We start from the raw sequence: 23,942 nt of genomic DNA on the forward strand, positions 1-23,942 counted from the left end.
CTAGCGGGAATGCCGGGAAGAACGGAACCGCGCGATGGCGGAGCACTCGCCGATGCGCCCGCCACTGTGCCGGCTTGCACCTCCACTTCCGGACATGCACGTCATGAGTGATCGGGTTCTCGTCACCGGCGGCGCCGGTTTCATCGGCTCGCACACCTGCGTGGCATTGGGCGAGGCCGGCATCCCGTTCGCGATCCTGGACAACTTCAGCAATGCCCATCGCGGGGTGATCGACCGGCTGGAGCGGATCATCGGTTTTCGCCCGTCCGTCTTCGACGGCGACATTCGGGACAGGGCGCTGCTCGACCGGGTGTTCGCAGACGGCGGCTTCGGTTCGGTCATCCACTTCGCCGGGCTCAAGGCCGTGGGCGAATCGGTCGAGAAGCCGGTCGAGTACTACGACACCAATTTCGTCGGGACGCTGAGGCTGGTCGAAGCGATGCGCGCATCGTCCTGCCGCACGCTGGTGTTCTCCTCCTCGGCCACCGTCTACCGCGCGAGCACGATCATGCCGCTGCACGAGGACAGCGCGCTCGCCGCGACCAGTCCGTACGGCCGGTCAAAGCTGATGGTCGAAGAATTCCTGCGCGACGTGGGCGTGGCCGATCCGCAGTGGCGCATTGCGCTGCTGCGCTATTTCAATCCGGTCGGCGCGCATTCGAGCGGGCTCATTGGCGAGGATCCCCGCGGAATCCCGAACAACCTGATGCCCTACATCGGGCAGGTCGCGACCGGGCGCCTGCCGCGGCTGAAGGTATTCGGCGGCGATTACCCCACCATCGACGGCACCGGCGTGCGGGACTACATCCATGTGGTCGATCTCGCCGAGGGGCATCTGGCGGCAATGGAGCGCCTGAAAGGGCGGCCGGGCTGCCTCACGCTCAACCTCGGGACCGGGAGGGGAACCTCCGTCCTGCAGATGATCCACGCGTTCGAAGCCGCCAGCGGACGCGCCATTCCCTACGAAATCGTCGATCGCCGGGCGGGCGACCTGGCCGAATACTGGGCCGATCCGTCGCTGGCGCAGCGTGAGCTGGGCTGGCAGGCACGGCTGACACTCGAGGACATGTGCGCCGACGCGTGGCGCTGGCAGTCGCGCCAGCCCGAGCGCTAACGGCCGGACGGGTCACGGCCGCCCCAAAACCGCTGGTCCGGCAAAGCCGGGGCGCCCCTGGTCTGCGAAGCTCGCCGACGTCACGGATTGGCCCGAGACGCGGGACAAAAATCCACGGAACGGTCCGGCGGGAACGAGGGCCGATGCTAGAATCGGCGGCCGCCCAGGCTAGCCGGCCCAGCGGCAAAATACGGAAGAACGCTATGACTGAACGACATGCCGACGGCGGGGCCGGGAAGCCCGGTCTTGGTACCCTCGCGATCCACGCGGGACAGACGCCGGACCCGAGCACCGGCGCGGTGATGACGCCGATCTACGCGACCTCGACCTACGCCCAGAGCAGCCCCGGCGTGCACCAGGGCTTCGAGTACTCGCGCAGCCACAACCCGACCCGTTTCGCGTACGAACGCTGTGTCGCCGCGCTTGAAGGCGGCACGCGCGGCTTCGCGTTCGCCTCCGGCCTAGCGGCTACGTCGACGATCCTCGAACTGCTCGACTCGGGCAGCCACGTCATTGCGATGGACGACGTCTACGGCGGCACTTACCGGCTGTTCGAGCGCGTGCGTCGCCGCTCCGCCGGCCTGGATTTCAGCTGGGTCGACCTGAGTGACGTGTCCGCGTTCGAGGCCGCGATCCGGCCCGAGACGAAGATGGTCTGGATCGAAACCCCGACCAACCCGCTGCTGAAGCTGGTGGACATCGCGGAGATCGCGGCCATCGCCCGCAAGCGCGGCCTGATCGTCGTGGTCGACAACACGTTCTGCTCGCCGATCCTGCAGCGCCCGCTCGAACTGGGCGCGCACATCGTCATGCATTCGGCGACGAAGTACCTCAACGGCCACTCCGACATCGTCGGCGGCATGGCGGTGGTCGGCGACGACGCCGAGATCGCCGACCGCATGGCCTTCCTGCAGAACGCCATCGGCGGCGTGCAGGGACCGTTCGACAGCTTCCTCGCGCTGCGTGGCCTGAAAACGCTGCATCTGCGCATGAAGGCGCACTGCGAGAACGCGCAGGCGCTCGCCGAGTGGCTGGAACATCACCCGCAGGTCGAAAAGGTCATCTATCCAGGCCTGAAGTCGCACCCGCAACGCGAACTCGCTGTCCGCCAGATGCACGGCTTCGGCGGCATGGTCAGCATCTACGTGAAGGGTGGCGAAAATGCCGCGCGTCGCATGATGGAGCGCTGCGAACTGTTCGCCGTCGCCGAATCGCTCGGCGGCGTGGAGAGCCTGATCAACCACCCGGCGATCATGACGCATGCGTCGGTGCCCGCCGAACGTCGCGCGCAGCTGGGCATCAGCGACAACCTGGTGCGCCTGTCGGTCGGTGTCGAGGATGTCGGCGACCTGCGCGCCGAGCTGTCTCTCGCGTTGGGATAGTCGTCGATGCTCTTCACCCACTTTGCCGAAAGCTTCAAGCGCCCGACGTTCTGGACCTACGCGGGCTGGCTCGACATCGTCACGAAGTACCGTCGCTCGCGGCTGGGCATCGTCTGGCTGCTCGTGCCGCCGCTCATCTACATCTGGGGACTGGGCGCGTACTTCTCGAACATGCAGAACATCAGCGTCGCCGAATTCGCCGCGCACGTCGGCGTGGGCTTCCTGCTTTTCCGCGTGTTGATGACCTCGATAAATGATTGCTCCAGCGTATTGTCGGCGCAGCAGGCGTTCATCCTGGACGGCCATACGCGCCTGACCGACTTCGTGCTGCTGGTCATCGCAAAGTCGCTGTTCTACTTTGTCCTCGCACTGCCGATCCTTGCGGTGGCCCTCTGGGCAGCGCCCGAAGTGCACATGCGCGGCATCGCGATGGCGCTGGTCACCATGCCGGTGCTGCTCGCCAACGCCCTCTGGATGGGAGTGGTCTTCTCGCTGCTCGGAGCGCGCTTCCCCGACGTCCAGGAGCTGATGGGGAGCCTGTTCATTTTCGGCTTCGTGCTCACGCCGATCATCTGGCACGCCGATGCGGTGCCGGCAGGGTCGTTGCAGTCCAAGCTCATGGGATTGAACCCGCTTTACCACCTCATCGAGATGGTGCGCGCGCCGATCCTCGGCGATCAGTTGTCGCCGGTTACGTTCTACTACGTCGCCGGTTTGACTTTGTTTGGCTGGTCGATGGCTGCCGTTGTGTACCGCAGGTACGCACGCTACGTTCCCCTCTGGCTCTGAGGGACCGCCGTGGCAGCTCATATCAAGGTCGAAGACCTCGCCCTTAAGGTTCCGCTCTACGTCCAGAACGACCGGGAGGCGCGCAGCTGGCGCTCGCTTTTGTTGAGCGCGCTGCTCGATCCACCTCATCGCGAATTCCGCACGCTTTTGGACGGAGTGTCGTTCGAGGTCAACGAGGGCGACCGCATCGCGATCCTCGGCCGCAATGGCGCGGGCAAGTCAACATTGCTGCGCTGCCTCAACGGTGTCTACCAGCCCTCCCGCGGCCGCATCGAGGTCAAGGGCACCTGCCAGGCGCTGTTGAATACGTCGTTGGGTTTCAACGGCGAGGCGACGGTGAAGGAAAACATCTTCCTGCGCGCCAACGCCATGCGCCTGGAGGCGATTTCGCTGGGCGACATGGTGGCCCCCGTCCTCGAGTTCGCGGGCCTGAAGGAGAAGGCGAACCATCGCCTGAAGACGCTGTCGGCCGGCCAGAAGATGCGCCTGGGCTTCGCGATCTCCACCGAAATGCAGCACGACATCATGCTGCTGGACGAATGGATCGGCGCCGGCGATTCGGAATTCCTCAAGCGCGCCAAGCAGCGCATGCTTGAGCGCATGGGCGGCAGCAAGATCGTCATGCTCGCCAGCCACAACTTCTCGCTGCTCAAGGACGTGTGCAACAAGGGAATGGTGATGGAAGCGGGGCGAGTGGTGTACTTCGGCCCGCTCGTCGAAGCGTTCAAGGCTTACCAGGTGCTGGCAGACAGGCCGCCGCCGCATGCGACGGCGGCGGACGATGCGGCGATCGGTTCGGTCGACGAGATATCCGTGCGCGACGGAAAGCTGCGCATCCGCGGCTGGGCCGTGCAACCGCATGGGGACATGCCGCGCTGGCTCGCCGTCGTCAGTGCCGGCGAGCGCTGGCTGGTGACCGATTTCGAGCCGCATGCGCGCCACGACGTGCAGGAAGCGAGGGGGCTGCCGAAGGAATTCGTGGGATTCGATGTGGAAGTGCAGGACGCTCGACTGGAAGACTTGAGGCAACTCGGGGGGGTGCTGCAGGTTTACGGGGGAGGGACGCCGGAGAGCTTCGGAGGTCCTTTCAATCTTCAAGCAGGGGTACTCAACGCACTGCAGTAGAGCGGTGCGGAGTCAGGCAAGGCAAAGACGGACCTTTGGGAAGGCGGGGAAAGAACAATGCAGTTGATTGTGCTGGGCATGCATCGCTCGGGCACGTCTGTTCTGGCAAGGCTCCTCAACTTGATGGGGGCCTACTTTGGGCCGGAAGGCGCGAGCACCGGGGCAAATAGTGAAAACCCGAAGGGGTTCTGGGAACGTCGTGACGTTCGCAATCTGAACGACGCTGTTCTGCATTCCGTCGATTGCGATTGGAACCGCATTGCCAGATTCGACGTGGCCGCGCTTCCGCCCGAAGTCGTAGCCCGCTTCGGAAAACACGCGTCGCAGCTGATTCTCGAACTGGACGCGCACAGGCCATGGCTGTTGAAGGAGCCGCGCTTGTGTCTGTTATTACCGTTGTGGCGAAAATTCCTGGAAGCGCCAGTCTGCGTCCACATCTACCGAAACCCCGTAGAAGTAGCATCGAGCTTGCAGCGACGCAACGGCATTCCGATCGAGGTCGGTCTATTGTTATGGGAACGCTACGTTCGCAGCGCGTTGCAGGCGTCCGCAGACTTGCCCCGCGTCGTGGTCTCCCATAGGCACCTCATGGAAGATCCAGATCAGGCCGCGGCGAAGCTACTGGATGACCTGAAGTCTGCGGGCGTGCAGGGGTTGCGGCTGCCAGCCACGCGCGAGCTCTCCGCGTTCGTTGAGGAGAAGCTTTACCGAGAGCGCGAGTCCCGCGGCGATCTTAAAAAGTACAAGAACGCGCCGCAGTTAGAGCTATTCGAAGCGGTGTTGGCGAACGGGAATATTCCTCGCGAAGGACGCGAGGGGGGAGAAGGGGAGCATATGTTGGCCGCATACGAGGCAGGGCTGCCTCCGGTTACAACGCCTGCAGCGGCGGTGAGCGAAAAGTCCGACGACTTGCACAGGCGATTGGCGCTGAAAGAACAAGAACTGCAGTTCGTGAAGGATCAGTGCATCCGGCATCAGATGGATGTCGAGCATCGGGATCGTCTTTTGGCGAGTCACGAACTTGACCGGCAGGCACTGCGTGAAGCGGTGTCTCAGGGGCTAGCGAGTATTGCCACCCGAGAAGCGCGATTGGCAAGAGCCGAATATGATCTCGCGTCGTTGCAGGATGTTCTCTCGCGCATGCAGGATGAGGCCGGCTGCCGGGATCGGAATATGTCAAGCCTGGAGGCAAGGAACCTTGAACTTCAGGGTGTCAATGAGGAGCTGCATGCGCGTGTTGTCAGGCATGCGGAAACCGACGAGCGCGTCGCCCAGTTGGAGTCCGAGCTGATCGACCTGGAGCGGGCGCGCGACTCTTCACAGGAGCAAGTGAAGGCGCTTCAGCGGGAGTTGATGAATTTTGGGTCGTCGATCCGCACACTGGAGGGCGATCTTCGAAACGCTGCGAACGATATATCGCGTCATCGGCAGGAGCTCAAGTTGGCCGTCGAAGCAAAGGCCGCCATGGAGCAGGCGCTCGAGCACCGCTACATCGAGGTAGGTAAATTGACGCAGCTCGTCATCGAGCTGGAAGCGCACGTGTCGCGCCTGCTATCCGAGCAGACAGCGGCATCCAGGGACTTTGAGCTGGAACGTTTCGAAGCTGCCAGTTTGCAGAAGCAGACAGAGGCCGAGCTGATCGGTCTGCGCATGAGTCGTTCGTGGCGACTCACTGCGCCGCTGCGCAAGCTGGGTGGGCTGCTGCGCCCGCGTGCACGGTCGCGAGCTAGCGCCAGCGAAGATCTGGCACCCCAACTTGAGCTGTTGAGCAAGTCTGAATTGTTCGATGAAGGCTGGTACTTGTGGACGTACCCGGATGTTGCGAAAAGCGGCCAAAACGCTGCCGAGCATTTCATTCGGTTTGGCTCAAATGAGGGCCGCAATCCGAGCGAGTGCTTCACGACGGTCAATTATCTGAAGAAGAACCCCGATGTGGCGGCGGCCGGTTTGAACCCGCTGCTGCACTACATCGTCTATGGACGGAACGAAGGGCGAGAGCTGGGCTGATGGGCATGTCGGACAAAATCAAACTGATCAAGGAATCGGGCTACTTCGACGAGCAGTGGTATCTCAGCGAGTACCCGGACGTTGCGGCAATCGGTCTCGATGCCGTTTATCACTACGCTCATTTCGGCGCGCGATTGGGACGACACCCGGGGCCCGGTTTCGACGCGCAATGGTACTTGAGCAGCCATGCCGATGTTGCAGAAGCCGGGCTTAACCCCTTGGTTCACTATCTAACGCACGGTCGTTTCGAAGGGCGGGAGATCCGCGGACTCCTTCGCGATGCGGGCGCTCATAGGGACGCTGCGGGGCAAGCTGACGACAGCAACTGCTTTACCCTGCTGCCGACCGGGAAGGGGCGATTGCCAGACCTGTTCCGCCTGAAAGCGTCCGAGACAAAGGCCAGCGTCCTAGTCATCTCTAATTGCGAGTCTGTGAGCGAGGTCGGTGCGGCCGAGGGTCTGCTGCGCTCGCTAGGTGATGAGTTCGACCTCATCGTGACGTGTCCCATCAGCCTTCCGATCAAGAACGACAATCACGTTTCGTCAGCACACTGCAAACGCAAGGTCACTGTCGTATATCCGGATCGTTACGATGCTTCAGCGCGCTTCTTGCACCTGGTCGAGTCTGGTTCACTTGCCAAGTACGAGTTCGTGTGCTGGTTTGCTTCTCCGGACAAGGTCACGGCGAACGATCAAGAGGTACGGTCGGTTAGCGCAAGGCTGCTCAAAGACCAAGGCGTAGGACTGGCCAGTGACTTGATCGACAACACTTGTGATTCCGTCGCGCCGGAGGTTCGGAGCTCGCTTGCGAAGTTTCTGAGTCGTCTGGGGCGGAAGATCCCCAGCGGCGCGTTCGATGTCCGTGCAGGTGGCATGCTGTGGATCGATCCGCTCCTCCTCTCGCAAATGCGCGCGCTTCGCGTGAGCATCGAGGAATGGGTCGCCGCGGTCAGGGACAGGCACTGTGGAAAGTCGGCCTTGGCATCGCTGCTCAAGGTGCTTGCCGACGAGTCGGGGATGGAAGCTGTAGTTCTGCGCGGGCTGCGCCGTAACAACGCAGCCCTGAAGACCGCCGCGGGTCAAAAGCATCGCGAAGTCAAGGCTATCGCGTTCTACCTGCCGCAGTATCACCCGATTCCCGAGAACGATCAGTGGTGGGGTCCGGGATTCACGGAGTGGCGAAACGTGACGCGTGCGCGTCCGCTTTTCCGCAACCACTACCAGCCGAGGGTTCCCTCCGACTTGGGGTACTACGACTTGCGCCTTCCGCAGGTTCAGGAAGCGCAGGCGCGCTTGGCCCGCGAGCATGGAATTCACGGCTTCTGCTACTACTACTACTGGTTCAACGGCCGGAAGCTGCTCAACTCGCCGATCGAGCAAATGCTCATCAACGGTCGCCCCGACTTGCCCTTCTGCGTGTGTTGGGCCAACGAGAACTGGACGCGCAACTGGGACGGGCAGAACCGCCACGTCCTCCTGGAGCAGGATTACTCGCTGGAAAGCAACAGGGCTTTCATTCGGGAGATGATCCCGATGATGAAGGATCCGCGCTACATCCGGCATCATGGAAAACCAGTGCTCTTGGTGTATCGCATCAGAGTCATCCCTAACTGGCGGGAAACCGCGGAGATGTGGCGCGAGGAGTGCCGCCGCGCCGGCATCGGCGAGATTCATCTCTGCGCCGTGCGGTTCGGTCTTGAGCCACTTGAAGGTCCTCCCCGGGAGTTTGGTGTCGACTCGTACGTCCTCTTTCCGCCGCATGAAGCCGCGAGGGAAGACGTGCGTGCGGCTCAGATCGACTTGAATGGGTCTTTCAATGGCGAACTATTTAGTTATGACGCAGTTGTCGAGGCGGATCTGGCGCGCTTCGCCAACGGCTATTCGTGGCCTGTGCATCGAGGGGCCATGATGGGCTGGGACAACACTGCCCGCCGACTCACCGACTCCCGCATTTTCGCAGGCGCCACGCCAGGTCGATTCCGTCACTGGCTGAAGAACATCGTCCACCAGGAGTCACAGTTCAACCCGGACGATGAGTCGCTTCTGTTCATCAATGCATGGAACGAGTGGGCGGAAGGCACGTACCTCGAGCCCGACGAGCGCTTCGGAGACGGCTATCTAAAAGCGGTGAAATCTGTGCTTCGGCCGCCGGCGCAGGAGGTAGTTGCGACAGGCACTAGCGGCAAGCTCAGCCCGCGCTGGATTCGCGGAGAACGGACACCACAGGAAGAGGTGCCTGCACTGTTGCTCTGCGCGCACATCTCGGGCCATCAGCTATTCGGGGGGGAGAGGAGCTTCCTGGACGTACTTGATGCGTTGGTCAAAATGAGCGTGAACGTGTACGTCACGTTGCCGAGCGGGAACAATGCCGCGTATGTCGAGGAAGTGCGCCGTCGTTGTGTTGGGCTCTACGTCTTTCCCTATATGCAGTGGGTGAAGAATCGGCAAGCTGACGAGCGGGTAACCCTCGCCTTCTGCGACATCATCGCGAAGCATGGGATCACCGTCGTACATGCCAACACTATCGTTCTGGTTGAGCCTCTACTTGCGGCGCGGCGCATGAACAGGATCGCGCTCACGCATGTGCGGGAGTTGATCACGCTTGACGAATCGCTACGTGCACGCATTGACCTGCCAGTGCAAGCCATCATTAAGACGGTGTTCGAGCGTTCGGATTACATCATCGCCAACTCACAAGCGACGGCGAATGCATTCCGTAGGATAGGTACTACCTTTACGGTTCCCAACGCGGTTGATCCGGCCGACTTGGACATCAAGAACGAGGTTAACGGGCCGGTACGTTTCGCAATCATCAGCAGCAACATTCCAAAGAAGGGTGTGGCCGACTTCATACAGGTTGCGCGACTGTGCGAATCTGTCGAGAACGCCGAGTTCCTGCTAATAGGGCCGGACAACGATCAGATTACGGCATGGCGCATGGAGCAACGCGCCGGTGGGCTATGTAACGTACGGTTCCTGGGCTACAAGGAGAAGCCCATCGAAGCAGTGCGCGAGGCTAACGTCGTCCTGAACCTCTCTCACTTCTCGGAGTCCTTCGGGCGGACGGTGGCAGAGGCCTTGGCAGCCCGTCGGCCGGTCATCGCCTACGATTGGGGGGCGCTAGGCGAGTTGGTGCAACATGGGGAGACCGGATTTCTGGCTCCGTATTGCGATACCTCTGCGGTGGCAGCGTTCGTTGCCGAGTTGTGCCGACAGCCGGAGCGGATTCCGGAAATGGGGGAAGCAGGTCGTGCGTTCATTGAGCGCACGTGTACCCCGAAGCAACTCCATTCAAACCTGCAGAACTCGTATCAGGCGATTTTCGCTGCGGCGCACGGCCGGGAGTTCGCGCCTCCGGCGCGGCCGGTGACGATTGTCATCCCCGTCTACAACGCGTGTGAGGAGACTCGGAACTGCCTGAACTCTGTGCTTCGCCACACCGATTTACGAAATGTTTCTCTGCTTGTCATCGACGACGCGAGCACCGACCCAGCCGTGACCGAGCTCTTGCGTGATTACGACTCGCTTGAAGAGGTGACTATCGTCCGAAACGAAGAAAACCTCGGTTACACCCGAACGGTTAACAAGGGTATACGCCTTTCAGCGGAACATGACGTTGTGTTGCTCAACAGCGACACGGTTGTGACGCCGCAGTGGCTGGAGGGGATGAGGTCGACTACTTACTCTGCAGTAAGGATTGGTACGACCACCGCAATGAGCGATAACGCAGGAGCGTTCTCGTTCCCGATCCCGGGCAAGTCCAATCCGCGCCCATCGTGGATTGCCGGCGACACTTATGCCGCGCAAATTGTCAGCGCGAGTTCCGGTTGTGCGCCGGTCGAGGTGCCGACTGGTTCGGGCTTCTGCATGTATATCCGCAGGGACTTACTGGATGATATCGGGGATTTCGACGAAGTGGCTTTTCCGAGGGGGTACGGGGAAGAAAATGACTTCTGCATGCGGGCGCTGGCAAAGGGGTGGCTGAACGTGATAAGCCCCTGCGCATTTGTCTTTCACGTCCGCAGCGCGAGCTTCGGCAACCAGAAGGCCGAGCTCGTCCGTCAAGGCGTCGATGTCGTCACGCGTCGTTACCCGCAGTATGCGCAGCTTACGCGGCAAGCCTTCTCGTCAAAGTCGTTTGACGCCCTGCGTGAGGCGGTAGACACGGCTGTCAGCAAGATGACCATTTAGATATCGAAAGGACTCCCATGTCTGCTTCGCCCTCTTGCAACATTTGTGGTTCTACTGAATTTGTCGACGTGAATCATCGACAGCGTGTGCTGTGTGGGGCGTGTGGCTCATATGAAAGAACTCGCCTTATGAAGCTGCACATCGACGCGCTCGATCTGCCGTCCAGCGCGCGCGTCATGCATTTTGCGCCGGAGCGCGGTCTTTCCGTCTGGCTGCGAGAGAAGTTTTCCAACTATGTGGCGGGCGATTACGACCTAGAACGGTACTCACATATCCCCGGAATGCTGAAGGTCGATCTCTGTCAGCGCGACTACCAGCTGCCGGGGCCGTTCGATCTGATCCTGCATTCGCACGTCATCGAACACTTGCCCTGCAACTACACAGCAGTGCTCCTAAAGCTGCACAAGCTCCTGACGCCAGGGGGGCGGCACCTGTTCTCAATCCCCGTCTACGGCCGTTCATACGAGGAGTCGCTCGCGAGTCTGAGTCACGAAGAAGCCACGTCCCGCTTCGGGCAGTTTGACCATGTCCGCCGTTTCTCGGCAGCCGACATCGACCGTACAATCGGCGCGATTTTCGATCTCCCCCGGGAATACCGGCTTACTGATAGCTTTTCAGCTCAGGTGCTGAGGGCTGCCCAAATCCCCGAGGATGCGTGGCAAGGCTATACTGGTCACTCGGTGTTCAGCTTTAGGCGCGAAGACCTCATCATTTGAGAATACTTCGGGACGTGCAAAGTTCCTCCGCAAAATCAACCAATTAACTATAGGGTTCCAATGCGTTCCATGTACATGAAGGCCGCTATCGCTTCGGCCTGCGCTCTGCTCCTTGCCGCTTGCTCCGAGAAGAGCGAACAGTCGACCGCCAACGTGCAGGGTGCGCAGGCTCCCGCCCCGGCCGCTGCGCCCACGCCAGTCGCTAAGCCTTCGACGATGCGAGCCATCGACTACCGGCTGAAGGTAGGGGTACAGCAGCACGGCAGCTGCAACATCGAGTCCCTTAACGGGGTGCTGTTCTGGCCAACCGCGCCGACGGCGCAGCGCGTTTCGACCATCGAGTTCGGCGGTTGGGTAGTGGATGGCGAGGCAAAGAAGGTGCCTGCCGACGTGAAGCTCCGCATCCAGTCCGCCAACGGCGTAAACGCATGGGAGCAGGATGTGGTGACGCGCGTTGACCGTCCGGACGTGGCGAAGAACCTAAAGCATGAGGACTTCCTCAAGGCCGGGTTCAAGGTTGCGGTCGACCTGCCGGAACTGGCTCCTGGCGAGTACGTCGTTTACCTTGCGTACCCCACTCAGAGCGGCGGTGATGCAATCTGCGGAATCGGCAGGCGCTTCACTTTGACGTAAGGCTTCTGCGTCAAAATTAGGGGATTTACCGAGGTGTCCATGCGCGGGTAGCCTGCGCATGGGCATCTTCGTTTATTGACATTTGTCTCCGTGGCTATCCCGAAGAACTCGGTGCGCGCGGGAGGAGTCCCTGTGAATCCCTTCATTGCGTTCGATGCTCAGCACCGCTCCCTGACGTGGGAGCTCAGCCGGCGCGACGTCCTGGGCCGCTACCGCGGCGCCAGTGCCGGTATGGCCTGGTCGCTGATCAGCCCACTGCTCATGCTGGGCGTGTACACCCTTGCCTTCGGGTACGTGCTCAAGAGCCGCTGGCCGGGGGCGACGGGCAGCACGGTCGACTTCGCACTCATCCTCTTCCTCGGCCTGCTCACGCATGGGTTGGTGGCGGAAGTCATGACGCGCTCGCCCATGCTCATCGTCGGCAACTCGAACCTCGTCAAGCGGATCGTGTTCCCGCTCGAAGTCCTGCCCTGGACCGTGGTCCTGGCGACGCTGTTCCACCTGTGCGCGAACATCCTGGTTTTCGTGCTGCTCAGCGCGCTGGTGCGCGGGACCGTGCCCTGGACCATCGTTTTGCTCCCGCTGGTCCTGCTGCCCCTGGTCTTCCTGTCCGTGGGGCTTGGCTGGCTGCTTTCGTCGCTGGGCGTCTACCTTCGCGACATCGGACAGTTCATGGGCGTCGCGTCGACGGCGTTGTTGTTCCTGTCCTCGGCGATCGTTCCGGTCTCGACCTTGCCCGCCAATTACCAGCTGCTTTTCCACCTCAATCCACTGACCTTCATCATTGACCAGGTGCGGAACGTCGCTTACTGGGGCGTGCTCCCCGACTGGCGCGGACTGGCGCTCTACGCTGCAGGAAGCGTGCTTTTCAGCGCGCTCGCCCTGACCGTCTTCCGGAAGCTGCGCCGTGGGTTCGCCGATGTCCTCTGAGAACAAGGAAGGCCTCGCGTCGGAGTACGTGATCGACGCGCGCGGTCTGGGCAAGGCGTACCACATCTATGAAAAGCCCATCCAGCGGCTCCTGCAGGGGCTGATGGGCCGCCGGCGCAAGCTGTACCGCGACTTCTGGGCGCTGCGCGGGCTGGACCTGCGCGTGAAGCAGGGCGAAACCCTGGGCATCGTCGGTCGCAACGGCTCGGGCAAGTCGACCTTGCTGCAGATGATCGCGGGCACCCTCACTCCCACTGAAGGCACCGTCGCCGTGCGCGGCCGCGTCGCCGCGCTGCTCGAGCTGGGCAGCGGGTTCAATCCGGAGTTCACCGGACGCGAGAACGTCTATCTCAACGCGGCGATCCTCGGCCTCACGCGAGCGGAGGTCGATGCTCGAATGGAGGCCATCCTCGCTTTCGCCGATATCGGCGAATTCGTCGACCAGCCGGTCCGCAATTACTCCAGCGGCATGGTCATGCGGCTCGCATTCTCGGTGATGGTGCACGTCGATGCCGACATCCTCATCATCGACGAGGCGCTGTCGGTGGGGGACGCCTTCTTCACGCAGAAATGCATGCGCTTCCTGCGCGAGTTCAAGGAGCGCGGAACGCTGCTGTTCGTCAGTCACGACGGCGGCGCGGTGACCGGATTGTGCGACCGCGCGATCTGGATCGACTCGGGAACCATGCGCAAGGAAGGCAACGCGCGGGAGGTCATGGAGGCTTACCTGGAAGCGTTCATCGCCGAACGCGAAGGACGTGCGGCCTACGACGGCGCGGCGCGTCCGGTTCCCGCCAAGCCCCCGGTGCGGACGTCCCGGCGCGATCCCCGACAGCCGCTCATCGATCGCTCCCTGTTACGCAACGACCTGCACGTGGTCGACTTCGATCCGTCCAAGCCGGCATTCGGCGAAGGCGGGCTCAAGGTCGCGGATGTGGCGCTGCTCGACGAGGACGGCCGCCAGCTCACCACCTTGACCGGTGGCGAGACGGTGGTGCTGGAGGTCGAGGCGAGCGCGACCCGCCGCGTGGAGTCCCCGATTGTCGGCTTCTATCTGAAGGACCGGCTCGGCCAGCTGCTGTTCGGCGACAACACCTACCTGACGACCCTGGACGAGCGGATGGTGATGGAGGCCGGCGACCGCGCCGTCGCCCGTTTCCGCTTCGACATGCCACGCCTGCAGGAAGGCGACTATTTCCTCGCCGTCGGCGTGGCCGCCGGCACGCAGCATGAGCACGTCATCCATCACTGGATGCACGAGGCACTGGCGGTCAAAGCCCTGGGCCAGGGCGCGCCCGCCGGCCTGATCGGCCTGCCGATGCTTGAAATCACACTGGAGCAAGTGAAGTGACCCCCACCTTCCGAATGGACCGCCATCCGGTCGTCTTCCTGAGGCCGCACCTGTCGCACCCGTACGCCTGGGTGGGACATATCCCGTTCGCCTATCTGCTGATCGACCTGCTGCGGCCGCGCCAGCTGGTCGAGCTGGGCACCGATTCCGGCAACTCGTACCTCGCCTTCTGCCAGGCGGTGGAACATCTCGGCGCCCCGACCCGCTGCACCGCGATCGACTGCTGGCAGGGCGACGAGCACGCGCGTTTCTACGGCGAGCACGTATACAGCACGCTGCGCGCTTACCACGATCCGCGCTACAGCCGCTTCTCGACGCTGCTGCGTTCCTACTTCGCCGACGCGGTGGGCACGTTCGAGGACGGGTCGATCGACCTGCTCCACATCGACGGCCTGCATACGTACGAGGCCGTCCGCGAGGATTTCGAAACCTGGCTGCCCAAGCTCAGCGACCGCGCCGTGGTCATTTTCCACGACTGCAACGTGCAGGGCCGCGACTTCGGCGTATGGAAGCTCATCGAAGAGTTGTCTGCGCGCTACCGCACGTTCGAGTTCCGGCACAGCAACGGCCTGGCGGTGGTCGAAGTTGGAAGCCAGGTGCCCGAAGCGTTCCGCGCCTTCATGGACACCGCACTGGCCGATCCCGACGCGATGCGCCGGTATTTCGAAGGCATCGCCGCGACCATCCTCGACCCGGCGACGAACCTGCCCGTCGCCAGTGGCGCGCAGCCGCGACAGGTCGACTGCCGCGTCTACTACCGCACCGGCGAGGAAGGCTATGACGAGCGACGCTCGCTGCTGCTGCACCTGCCCGAGGGTTCGGTGCGGACGATGGATTTCCGCTTCGTCCTCCCCGACGGCGTGCGCCCGGATTTCATCCGCATCGACCCCACCGACCTCCCGGGTGTCTTCGGCCTGTTCCGGTTGGCGCTGGAATTCGAGGATCCGCAGGCACCGGACGGGGTTGGCTTCGTCGATATCCGCAAGTCCGGCCATCTGAATGCGGAAAACCTGCACCCGGTGGGTGAACGCTGGCTCCGCTTCGCGTCCTTCCACGACGACCCGTGGGTGGAGTTCTCGCTCGCCGAAGCGTGGCAGGTGGTGGGCGACCGCCCGGCGACCGCCTTGCGCGTCGGAGTGGACTACGAGACGGTCCTCCTCGATCCGACGCTGCAGCACATCGCCTACGAACACGGCTTGGCGCTGGCCCAGCGGGCCATGGCGCCGCAATTGCCACCGCCCGTGGACGAGGAGCGTCTGTTCGATAATCTGTCTCAGCTGGGCGAGCGTACGCAGGTCGTCGAACAGGGCGTGCAGGACCTGGGCAGCACCGCCAGCCACCACGCCGCCGAGCTGGAGGCGATGCGGGCCCTGGTGAGCGGGCAGCTGGATCTCATCCGCAGCCAGGGCGATGCAGTGCTTGAGAACAAGTCGATGCTCGCGCACCAGCAGGGCATGCTGGAGCAGCAGCGGCTTATGCTGGAGCAGCAACGCATCCTGCTGGACCAGCAACACAACATGCTGACCGTGCTGACCCGCGCAGGCTTCATCCGGCGGCTGAAGCGGCTGGTGGGTATCGAATCGCGAACCAAGGAAGATCAGGGACGATCCAGGTGATCACGATAAGCGTCAGCCCATGCAGTGAAGTCCGGCGCGAGGCGGGCAGCGACGCCGCCCGCCTGAACTGGTGTGCGACCGGCACCGACCCGCAATTCATGTTGTCGATGGACGGCCACGGCTATCTCCAGGGCGGCTGGTACCAGGTTTCGCTCGACATCCGGTCGGAGCGCCAGGGCGTCGTCGCACCGGTCCTGTATCCGGACTATGGGCATGGCATGCAGGAGCATGAGCGCATCGAACTGCAAACAACGGGTGCGCCCGGGCAGTACGGCGCACTGGTGCGCTTCCCACACACCGTCCATGCGATGCGCATGGACCCGATGGCCGCAGCTGGAACCTTCTCCACTGGCTCGATGACGCTGCGGCGTCTGTCGCGCTACAGCGCCGCGATGATGATGCTGGCGGGCATCCTGCGTCGCCGCCGCGGCAAGCGCGCGAAGCTGGCCATGCTCAAGTGGGTCCTGGCACGGCTGGTCAAGGGCGGTCCGGCCGGGTTGGGCGCGGCGCTGCACGATGAATACGCGGGCGTTTCCACGTTCGATGCAGGCAACGACTATGAGCGCTGGGTCCGCCTGTACGGGTGCGGCGCCAACGTGCCGCATGCGGATGCGGGCGAACCGCTCATCTCGGTCCTGATGCCGGTCTACAACACGCCGGAGAAGTGGTTGCGCCGGAGCATCGGCAGCGTGATCGGGCAGGACTACCGCAACTGGGAACTGTGCATTGCCGATGATGCCTCGACGCAGCCGCACGTGCGACGCGTCCTGCAGGAATTCGCCGGCATGGACGCCCGTATCAAGATCGCGTTCCGCGAGCGCAACGGCCATATCTCGGCGACGTCGAACAGCGCGCTCGAACTTGCGAGCGGCGAATACGTCGCGCTGCTCGACCACGATGACGAGTTGCCGCCGACGGCGTTGTCGGATGTGGCCGCGGCCCTGGCGGCCAATCCGCACTGGCGCATGCTGTACACGGACGAGGACAAGGTCGACGAACTTGGTCGGCGCTACGATCCGTACTTCAAGCCGGACTGGAACTACGAGCTGTTTCTGTCGCAGAACTGCTTCAGCCACCTGGGCGTGTTCGAAACGCGGCTGGTGCGCGAAGTAGGCGGCTTCCGCGAAGGGCTCGAAGGCAGCCAAGACTGGGACCTTGCGCTTCGTTGCTGCGAACGCGTCGACGCCAGTGAAATCGGCCATCTGGCGAAAGTGCTTTATCACTGGCGCGCCATTCCCGGTTCGACCGCGCTCGCCGTGGGCGAAAAAAGTTACGCGGTGACCGCCGGCGAGCGTGCGGTCAGGGAGCACCTGCACCGCGTCGGCGCGGCAGGCCGCGTGCTGTCCACCGAGTGGGGACACCACCGACTGCAATACGACGTGCCGGTGCCCGCCCCCAGGGTGAGCCTGATCGTGCCCACGCGCGATCGCGTCGCCCTGCTGAAGATGTGCGTCGAGTCGATCCTGACGCGGACCACGTATACGGACTACGAGATCCTCATCGTCGACAACCAGTCGGTCGAGCCAGAGACCGCCGAATACTTCGCGGAGGTGGTGTGCGATCCCCGCGTTCGCGTGCTTCCCTACGATGCGCCGTTCAACTATTCGGCGATCAACAACCACGCGGTGCGGCACGCAAGCGGCAGCATCATCGGCCTGATCAACAACGACATCGAGGTCATCACGCCCGAGTGGCTGGACGAGATGGTCGGACACGCCGTGCGCCCCGACGTGGGCGCGGTCGGCGCGATGCTCTATTACCCCAATGACACCATCCAGCACGCCGGCGTCATCGTCGGCCTGCATGGCGTAGCGGGGCATGCCTACAGTGCGAAGCCGCGCGGGTATCCCGGCCAGATGAATCGCGCCCGCCTGACGCAGTCGCTGTCGGCCGTGACCGCCGCGTGCCTGCTGGTGCGTCGGGAAGTGTTCGATGCGGTCGGCGGCCTGGACGAAGCCATCTGCGTGGCGTTCAACGACGTCGATTTCTGCCTGCGCGTTCGTGAGGCAGGCTACCGCAACGTGTGGACGCCATTCGCCGAGCTCTACCACCATGAATCGGCGTCGCGCGGCCTGGAAGACACGCCCGAGAAGATCGAGCGCTTCCAGCGGGAAGTGTTGTTCATGAACCAGCGATGGGGCGACACCTTGTCCGTCGACCCGGCGTATAACCCGAACCTGACGCTCCACGGGGAGCCGTTCGGCCTTGCGTTTCCCCCGCGAAGCCCATGAAGAGATTCCCGATCCTTGCGGCCGTCGCCGCTTTCATCGTGGTGTTTGTGGGGTTTGCCGCGACGGGACGCGATACCCGCTACGAGGTGTCGTTGAGGATGCGAACCACCGCCGGTTCGCTGGGCCAGCTGTTCTATGCGGGCGAAGGCAAAGGATACTCGCCCGACCGGAGCGTCGCCTTCGCAGCGACCTCGGACGGCACCTGGCACGAATACCGCATCCGGCTCGGTGTGCACGAGCCGGTCGCGAGGCTGCGTGTCGACCCGGGCATCGAGGCGGGCGAGGTTGCGATCGGCCCGGTCGCCATACGCACGCCGGGCGCGGATCCTGCTCCGTTGGCAGGCCGTACGCTTTCGGCAGCGGTCAAGGGTACCAACGACGTCACCTCGCCACGCGTCGAGGGTGAAGCAATCGTCTTCGCTGCCTCGGCTGGCGACCCGTTCATCGATCTGGCGCTGCCGAAGGGCGGCAGTCCCTGGCCTGCCCGGCTGGGCCTTGCTGCCGCCGCCGCGGCGGTCACATTCGTCCTTTGCCTGCTGTTCGCAAGCCTCCAGCGGTTGCCCGCGTATGTGACCGGGATGCGGATCGCGCGGCATGCCGCCGGCCGCCTGGCCGAACGCCTCAGCGAGCCATCCGTGGTCACCGTGAAGGCCGAAGCCGCCGCGGTGCTCGTCGCGCTTGCGGTCGCATCCGTGGTCTACATCGCGCTGGCGTTGCACCAGTCCTCGGTGGGGGTGTGGGAAACCATGTACCCCGCCAAGCCGGTGCATCAGCTGGTAGATCTGGGTGAGCCGCGGCGGGTCAGGTCGGATGAGTGGAACACGCAGACTCCCTGGATCCTCAACCAGGTGCAGCGTGGCGCCAGGCTCACCAATTCCAACATCGGCGGGGAGCGTGCCCCGTTGCTCGCATCGGTTCCGGTGTTGGGCTCCGTCGCGACATTCCAGCCGAAATTCTTGGGCTTCGTACTGTTCGACTTGGAGCATGGCTATTCCTGGTGGTGGGCCTACAAGACGTTCGGCCTTGTCGCGGCATTCTTCTGGTTGTTGCTCATCCTCACGCGCGGCAACACGGCGATGTCGTTTCTCGGCGCGGTGTGGGTATACGCGTCTTCGTTCTCGCAATGGTGGCTGTCGAGCAACCTGGCTGAAATCCTCATCGCCTTCGCCCTCGGCGTGATTGGTGCCAATTACCTGCTGTACGCGCGCAGGCGCCGATGGCTGTTCACGGGCGCGCTGCTGGCCGTCTACTCGATCATCAGCCTCCTGCTCCACCTGTACCCGCCCTTCATCCTCCCAATGGCTTACCTTGGGGTATTCCTGTTGGCCGCATCGCTGGTCGAACCCGGCGCCACGGACAAGATCCGCGACGCCTGGGGCATTCGCGTGATGACCGGCATGGTCGTCGTCGCAACGAGCGCCTTGCTCCTCGCCTCGTACGTGGTGCAGGCGGAAGACACCATCGCCACCATGATGGCCACAATCTACCCCGGCCACCGAGTGGCGGTGCCGGGCAGCGTGACGCTTGAGCGCGCGCTGTACGCGTGGTTTGAAGCGTTCCGTTTCGGCGAGCTGCGTTTCCCCGCTGCGGCCATCAACGCATCGGAGGCCAGCAGTTTCGTCCTGGCGTTCCCGATCGGGATCGCCGCGTTGCGTTTCCGGGGACTGCTTCGCCGCGAGGGGGCTTATCCCGCGGCTTTGGCGCTCTATGCACTGCTGGTGCTTTTCTGGATGTGCTGCTCGATGCCCGAGCCGCTTGCGAAGCTGTACCAGTCTGCCGGTTGGTCCTGGTCGCCACCCGAACGCTCGCTGGTCGGCCTTGGAATCGGGTCGATCCTGCTGGCCATCATCGTGGCCGCCCACGCCGAAGCAGCGTCGCCACAGGCAGGAATTCTTCGACCCCTTGAGGACCGTCGCTGGATTCCGCTCCTGGCCGTCATCGTCGTGGGCATGTTTGGCTGGGGTCTGCGCAAGAGCGACGAAGCCTTCATTACTCCCGGCACCGTCGCCGCTGGCATGCTGCTGGCCTTCCTGCTATCCCGCGGCATTTCACAAGGCAAGCGTGCTTCGCTCGCCCTGGGTGTCGCGTTACTCGCCATCCCTGGAGCAACGGTCAATCCGTTGACGTCCGGCTTGTCCGCCATTCTCGACAAGCCGATCCTTTCCGCGGCCAGGGCGGCCAGCGATGGTCCCGCCGACCGCTGGGCCGTCGTAGGGGACTTCGTCTTCGCCCAAGGTCTAAAGGCTCGTGGGCTGGACGTGGTAAACGGATCGCAAATGGTGCCCGACGCGCGGCTACACACGATACTGGATCCCGCCAGGCGACATGCCGACGTTTGGAACCGTTATGCGCACGTGCTGTTCGAATCCGCGCCCGGTTCCGCGTCGCCGGAGTATTCGCTGGGCCAAGCGGACCTCTATGTAGTGAAGCTCGACATCTGTGGTCCCCAGATGCGCGCCATGCGCGTCAACCGGATCGCGTACACCCGCGCTGTCCCGGATCAGGACCTGCGGTGCCTTGAACCCATCGCCGGGGACGACAGCAGCGGCGTCCGGCTGTTCAAGCTTGTCCCACCCAAGGCGTGACATGAACACGATTCCCGAAGACACCGCCGAAGACGCGACGCACAGCTTCGTCGTACCGGCGTACAAACAGTCCCCGTACCTGGAGAGTTGCCTTGCGTCGCTCGCCGAACAGACCCGGCGGTCACCCATCGTCATTTCCACCTCGACGCCGTTCGCGGGCCTGGACGACCTGGCCCGGAAATACGGTGCCCGGGTCCATGTGCATGGCCCCAACAGGGGCATCGCCCACGACTGGTCGGTTGCCGTGGCCAGCGCCGGTTCGCCATGGGTGACGATCGCCCATCAGGACGATGTGTACCTGCCGCATTTCGCGGAGAGAACGGTTCGCGCCCTGGAGCGGTCGCCCGCCGCGGCGCTCGCATTCACTGGCTATGCGGAGGTCGCGGGAAGCGCAGTGCGCAAGCGCTCGACCATGCTCTGGATCAAGGTGTTGCTGCTCGAACTGGCATTCTGGGGGCGGTGCGAAGTGAAGTCCCGCTGGTCCAAGACGAATGCGCTGCGATTCGGTTGCCCGATTCCGTGCCCGGCGGTCACGCTCAGGCGCGACATCGCCGATGGCATTTTCGATCCGAGCTACACGGTCAACCTGGACTGGTCGGCCTGGCTCAAGCTTGCACGCGAGCGGACGGCGGGCGGCTTCGTCTACATCCGCGAAACGCTGATGCTGCACCGGATCCACGCCGACAGCGCAACGACCGAAGGGATCTCGGGCGGGGCGAGGGCGAGTGAGGACGAGCGTATCTTCCGTCAGTTGTGGCCCGCGGGCATGGCCCGACTGATCGCGAACTTCTATCGAATGGCCTACAAGGGCAACAGTCTATGAGTTGGCAGGTGGTTCTTCTGGTCCTGATCGTGAACCTGTGCACGATCGGCAGTCAGCTGATCCTGAAAAAGTCGGTTGGCTCCATCGCTTCGGTGCTGCGCAACGAAGGCGCGTTGCAGTTCATCTGGAGCGCGGCAACGACGCCGGGCGTGATACTTGCGCTGTCCATTCAGGGCTTGGGCTACGTGGTGTGGCTCTTCGTGCTGACTCAGGAGCGACTGTCGGTGGCCTTTGCGCTCTCGGGATCGTGCTTCTACCTGATCATGGCGGCCGCCAGCTGGTTCTTCTTCAACGAGCGCCTCAGTCCGCTGCAGTGGACAGGGCTGTTCCTGATCTCCGCGGGCGTGATGATGGTGACGCAGTCCCGGCCCGGAACGCCCTGAAGCGAGCGATGACGTTACGATCCACAGCGCCGCTACCTGACGCCCGGTAACTCCCATGACCATAGAAACATCCAAAGCGGAAGGCGAACGTTGCGACGCGCGGCGCGTGGCCGTCGTGATCCCCTGCTACAAAGCGTCGCGACACATCCTGGGCGTCGTCGAGTCATTGCCGCCGTTCGTTGACTGGATCATCGTCGTCGACGACGCGTGTCCGGACCGTTCGGGAGCGATCCTGCAAGCTCAATGCACCGACCCTCGCCTTGAGGTTCACTTCAACGAGACGAATCTCGGCGTAGGCGGTGCCGTCATGCGCGGATACCAGGCGGCCGTGGCCGCAGGCGCCGAGTACATCGTCAAGGTCGATGCGGACGGGCAGATGGACCCGGCGATGATGCGGGCCCTGCTTTCGCCGCTGCTGTCGGGGGAAGCGGATTATGCCAAGGGCAACCGTTTCTACGACTTGTCGCAGCTCATGCGAATGCCGCTGGTGCGAATCGTCGGGAACGCGGCGTTGTCGTTCCTCGCCAAGCTTTCGACGGGCTACTGGGACATCTTCGACCCGACCAACGGCTACACGGCAATCCATGCCGATACCGCAGCACGCCTGCCTTTCCAGAAGATAAGCAAGCGCTATTTCTTCGAAACGGACATGTTGTTTCGCTTGAATACCTTGCGCGCCGTGGTCGCCGACGTACCGATGGACGCGCGGTACGGCGACGAGGTCAGCAACCTGAAGATCGGACGCATCCTCGGCGAGTTCCTGTTCAAGCACGTTCGCAATATCTTCAAGCGGGTTTTCTACAACTACTTCCTTCGCGATTTCACCATCGCCTCCATCGAGCTGATCGCGGGCGCAATGTTGATGGCAGTAGGCACCGCGCTAGGCCTCAGCGCGTGGGTGAGCTCCATCCAGTCGGGCGTTCCGAACAATCCTGGCACGGTGATGCTCGCAGCGCTGCCGGTACTGCTGGGCCTGCAGTTGGTGCTCGCGTTCCTCAGCTACGACATCAACGCCGTGCCGCGGCGCCCCCTGCAGAAGTTCGATCGGGACGCCCGCGCGGGAGTCGCGAGGAAGCCTGTTGATCTTGACGCTGCAAGACCGATCGAAGGCAAGACACGCCATGGCTGATTTCGATGAAGGCTATACCGCGTACCAGACCGAGCGCAGCGCGATTCGTCGGTTCGTGCGCCGTTGGTACCTGCGCAGCGCTGCCGCACAGCTGCGCGGGCCTACGCTCGATTTCGGCTGTGGCGTCGGCGAGCTGCTATCGCGGCTGCCAGCCGGTTCCAAGGGGGTCGAGTACAACCGCGCGTCGGTCGAACACTGCCGTGCGCGCGGCCTCGACGTCGCCTGGTACGACGGAAGCGCCGATGGTTGGTCACTGGGGACGCTACCCGCCGAGTGGCGCTTCGATTCGATGGTGATCAGCCATGTGCTGGAACACCTCGACGAACCCATGGACGTCTTGCATCGCCTGCTCGCGGCGGCTGCGGAGCGAGGCGTGAATCGCGTACTGGTGATCGTCCCGGGACAGGCGGGATTCCGCATCGATGCCACGCATCGGACGTTCGTGCAGTGGGAGATGTTGCGCGATGCACTTGCCGGCGTAGGCGGGTGGTCGATTGCGCGCAGGCGCTACTTTCCGGGCGACGTGCGCGTGGTAGGCGAGGTATTCCCGCACCACGAACTGCAGGTGCTGATCGAAAGGCGCTAGCCGCTCAGCCCTGTTTCGGGGCGCGCCGGAACGTAAGCCGTTTGCCATGACCAGGTCGAAGACGCCGAGGTGTTCGGCGATCGACACGGCGTACTTGCCATTGGTGGCCGTGCAGAGCACGCGCGGACTCATGGGGGTCGCATTGAGAAGCGCGACTATGCGCTCGTCGTAGGGGAGCGTCGCCGCTTCCAGGTCGACACGACTGGCAATCTCGTGTTTCAGCGCGGCTTTGCCGCGCATCAGCCACGGTGGAAGCAGAAACAGGTAGAACGGGTTCCTCGCCAGAGGCGCGAGCACCGACTCGTAAATGATGCCGGACTAGGGCAATGTGCCGTCAAGGTCGACGCACAAC

The 23,942-nt window shown here is 63.1% G+C and carries 17 protein-coding genes and 1 pseudogene; 17 read left to right on the top strand and 1 reads right to left on the bottom strand.

Translation table 11 applies throughout. From position 1 onward, the window contains the following. Positions 1 to 52 precede the first annotated feature (52 nt). The 17 genes from galE (at position 53) to DX912_RS04895 (ending at position 23,590) form a co-directional block, all read left to right on the top strand. A complete protein-coding gene (gene galE / locus DX912_RS04815) occupies positions 53 to 1,114 on the top strand; it encodes a UDP-glucose 4-epimerase GalE (RefSeq protein ID WP_233433471.1) in 1,062 nt (353 codons plus the stop codon). 203 nt (positions 1,115 to 1,317) lie between these two features. Then, entirely contained in the window at positions 1,318 to 2,496 is a 1,179-nt protein-coding gene (locus DX912_RS04820; protein ID WP_115841334.1) for a cystathionine gamma-synthase, read from the top strand. A 6-nt stretch (positions 2,497 to 2,502) separates the two neighbouring features. Beyond that, positions 2,503 to 3,285 (top strand): ABC transporter permease, encoded by a 783-nt coding sequence (locus DX912_RS04825; protein WP_115841335.1) that lies wholly within the window; start codon positions 2,503 to 2,505, stop codon positions 3,283 to 3,285. A 9-nt stretch (positions 3,286 to 3,294) separates the two neighbouring features. Then, the gene (locus DX912_RS04830; protein WP_115841336.1) at positions 3,295 to 4,410 is read left to right on the top strand and encodes an ABC transporter ATP-binding protein; all 1,116 of its coding nucleotides are present in this window, start codon (positions 3,295 to 3,297) and stop codon (positions 4,408 to 4,410) included. 57 nt (positions 4,411 to 4,467) lie between these two features. Then, the gene (locus tag DX912_RS04835; protein ID WP_115841337.1) at positions 4,468 to 6,417 is read left to right on the top strand and encodes a sulfotransferase; all 1,950 of its coding nucleotides are present in this window, start codon (positions 4,468 to 4,470) and stop codon (positions 6,415 to 6,417) included. Positions 6,418 to 6,422: 5 nt separating this feature from the next. Then, positions 6,423 to 10,607, top strand: coding sequence for a glycoside hydrolase family 99-like domain-containing protein (locus tag DX912_RS04840; protein WP_181902707.1), 4,185 nt, complete (start codon positions 6,423 to 6,425; stop codon positions 10,605 to 10,607). A 128-nt stretch (positions 10,608 to 10,735) separates the two neighbouring features. Beyond that, positions 10,736 to 11,323: a methyltransferase domain-containing protein gene (locus DX912_RS04845; protein WP_181902708.1), complete on the top strand. Its 588-nt coding sequence runs from the start codon at positions 10,736 to 10,738 to the stop codon at positions 11,321 to 11,323. A 69-nt stretch (positions 11,324 to 11,392) separates the two neighbouring features. Next, positions 11,393 to 11,956, top strand: coding sequence for a hypothetical protein (locus DX912_RS04850; RefSeq protein WP_147298565.1), 564 nt, complete (start codon positions 11,393 to 11,395; stop codon positions 11,954 to 11,956). A 132-nt stretch (positions 11,957 to 12,088) separates the two neighbouring features. Continuing rightward, a complete protein-coding gene (locus tag DX912_RS04855) occupies positions 12,089 to 12,886 on the top strand; it encodes an ABC transporter permease (protein WP_233433472.1) in 798 nt (265 codons plus the stop codon). Further along, positions 12,864 to 14,237, top strand: a complete 1,374-nt coding sequence (locus tag DX912_RS04860; RefSeq protein WP_233433473.1) for an ABC transporter ATP-binding protein — start codon at positions 12,864 to 12,866, stop codon at positions 14,235 to 14,237. Before DX912_RS04855 ends, DX912_RS04860 begins: the two co-directional genes overlap by 23 nt. Further along, positions 14,234 to 15,853, top strand: coding sequence for a class I SAM-dependent methyltransferase (locus DX912_RS18690; protein ID WP_220340763.1), 1,620 nt, complete (start codon positions 14,234 to 14,236; stop codon positions 15,851 to 15,853). Before DX912_RS04860 ends, DX912_RS18690 begins: the two co-directional genes overlap by 4 nt. A 98-nt stretch (positions 15,854 to 15,951) precedes the next feature. Then, a complete protein-coding gene (locus DX912_RS04870) occupies positions 15,952 to 18,084 on the top strand; it encodes a glycosyltransferase family 2 protein (protein WP_115841499.1) in 2,133 nt (710 codons plus the stop codon). Next, a complete protein-coding gene (locus DX912_RS04875) occupies positions 18,081 to 20,669 on the top strand; it encodes a DUF7657 domain-containing protein (RefSeq protein ID WP_115841343.1) in 2,589 nt (862 codons plus the stop codon). The genes DX912_RS04870 and DX912_RS04875 overlap by 4 nt, the downstream gene beginning before the upstream one ends. 1 nt (position 20,670) lies before the next feature. Next, on the top strand, positions 20,671 to 21,492 hold the full coding sequence (locus DX912_RS04880) for a glycosyltransferase family 2 protein (RefSeq protein WP_115841344.1): 822 nt from the start codon (positions 20,671 to 20,673) through the stop codon (positions 21,490 to 21,492). Next, positions 21,489 to 21,875: a DMT family transporter gene (locus DX912_RS04885; RefSeq protein ID WP_115841345.1), complete on the top strand. Its 387-nt coding sequence runs from the start codon at positions 21,489 to 21,491 to the stop codon at positions 21,873 to 21,875. The genes DX912_RS04880 and DX912_RS04885 overlap by 4 nt, the downstream gene beginning before the upstream one ends. 55 nt (positions 21,876 to 21,930) lie before the next feature. Next, the gene (locus DX912_RS04890) at positions 21,931 to 23,004 is read left to right on the top strand and encodes a glycosyltransferase family 2 protein (RefSeq protein ID WP_115841346.1); all 1,074 of its coding nucleotides are present in this window, start codon (positions 21,931 to 21,933) and stop codon (positions 23,002 to 23,004) included. Then, positions 22,997 to 23,590 (top strand): class I SAM-dependent methyltransferase, encoded by a 594-nt coding sequence (locus tag DX912_RS04895; protein ID WP_115841347.1) that lies wholly within the window; start codon positions 22,997 to 22,999, stop codon positions 23,588 to 23,590. Before DX912_RS04890 ends, DX912_RS04895 begins: the two co-directional genes overlap by 8 nt. On the opposite strand, the pseudogene DX912_RS18565 reads toward DX912_RS04895, so the two are convergent. After that, positions 23,588 to 23,902 (bottom strand): annotated as a pseudogene (locus tag DX912_RS18565) (UbiA family prenyltransferase); the annotation flags it as partial. The gene DX912_RS04895 and the pseudogene DX912_RS18565 overlap by 3 nt on opposite strands. Positions 23,903 to 23,942 lie beyond the last annotated feature (40 nt).

The organism is Lysobacter soli (assembly GCF_003382285.1).
GTDB lineage: Bacteria > Pseudomonadota > Gammaproteobacteria > Xanthomonadales > Xanthomonadaceae > Lysobacter_J > Lysobacter_J soli.

Bases quoted from the DNA above. Each gene is read 5' to 3' on its own strand.
- galE (WP_233433471.1), top strand. From the start codon at position 53: ATGCGCCCGCCACTGTGCCGGCTTGCACCTCCACTTCCGGACATGCAC.
- DX912_RS04820 (WP_115841334.1), top strand. From the start codon at position 1,318: ATGACTGAACGACATGCCGACGGCGGGGCCGGGAAGCCCGGTCTTGGT.
- DX912_RS04825 (WP_115841335.1), top strand. From the start codon at position 2,503: ATGCTCTTCACCCACTTTGCCGAAAGCTTCAAGCGCCCGACGTTCTGG.
- DX912_RS04835 (WP_115841337.1), top strand. From the start codon at position 4,468: ATGCAGTTGATTGTGCTGGGCATGCATCGCTCGGGCACGTCTGTTCTG.
- DX912_RS04840 (WP_181902707.1), top strand. From the start codon at position 6,423: ATGTCGGACAAAATCAAACTGATCAAGGAATCGGGCTACTTCGACGAG.
- DX912_RS04845 (WP_181902708.1), top strand. From the start codon at position 10,736: ATGAAGCTGCACATCGACGCGCTCGATCTGCCGTCCAGCGCGCGCGTC.
- DX912_RS04850 (WP_147298565.1), top strand. From the start codon at position 11,393: ATGTACATGAAGGCCGCTATCGCTTCGGCCTGCGCTCTGCTCCTTGCC.
- DX912_RS04870 (WP_115841499.1), top strand. From the start codon at position 15,952: ATGTTGTCGATGGACGGCCACGGCTATCTCCAGGGCGGCTGGTACCAG.
- DX912_RS04875 (WP_115841343.1), top strand. From the start codon at position 18,081: ATGAAGAGATTCCCGATCCTTGCGGCCGTCGCCGCTTTCATCGTGGTG.
- DX912_RS04880 (WP_115841344.1), top strand. From the start codon at position 20,671: ATGAACACGATTCCCGAAGACACCGCCGAAGACGCGACGCACAGCTTC.
- DX912_RS04885 (WP_115841345.1), top strand. From the start codon at position 21,489: ATGAGTTGGCAGGTGGTTCTTCTGGTCCTGATCGTGAACCTGTGCACG.
- DX912_RS04890 (WP_115841346.1), top strand. From the start codon at position 21,931: ATGACCATAGAAACATCCAAAGCGGAAGGCGAACGTTGCGACGCGCGG.
- DX912_RS04895 (WP_115841347.1), top strand. From the start codon at position 22,997: ATGGCTGATTTCGATGAAGGCTATACCGCGTACCAGACCGAGCGCAGC.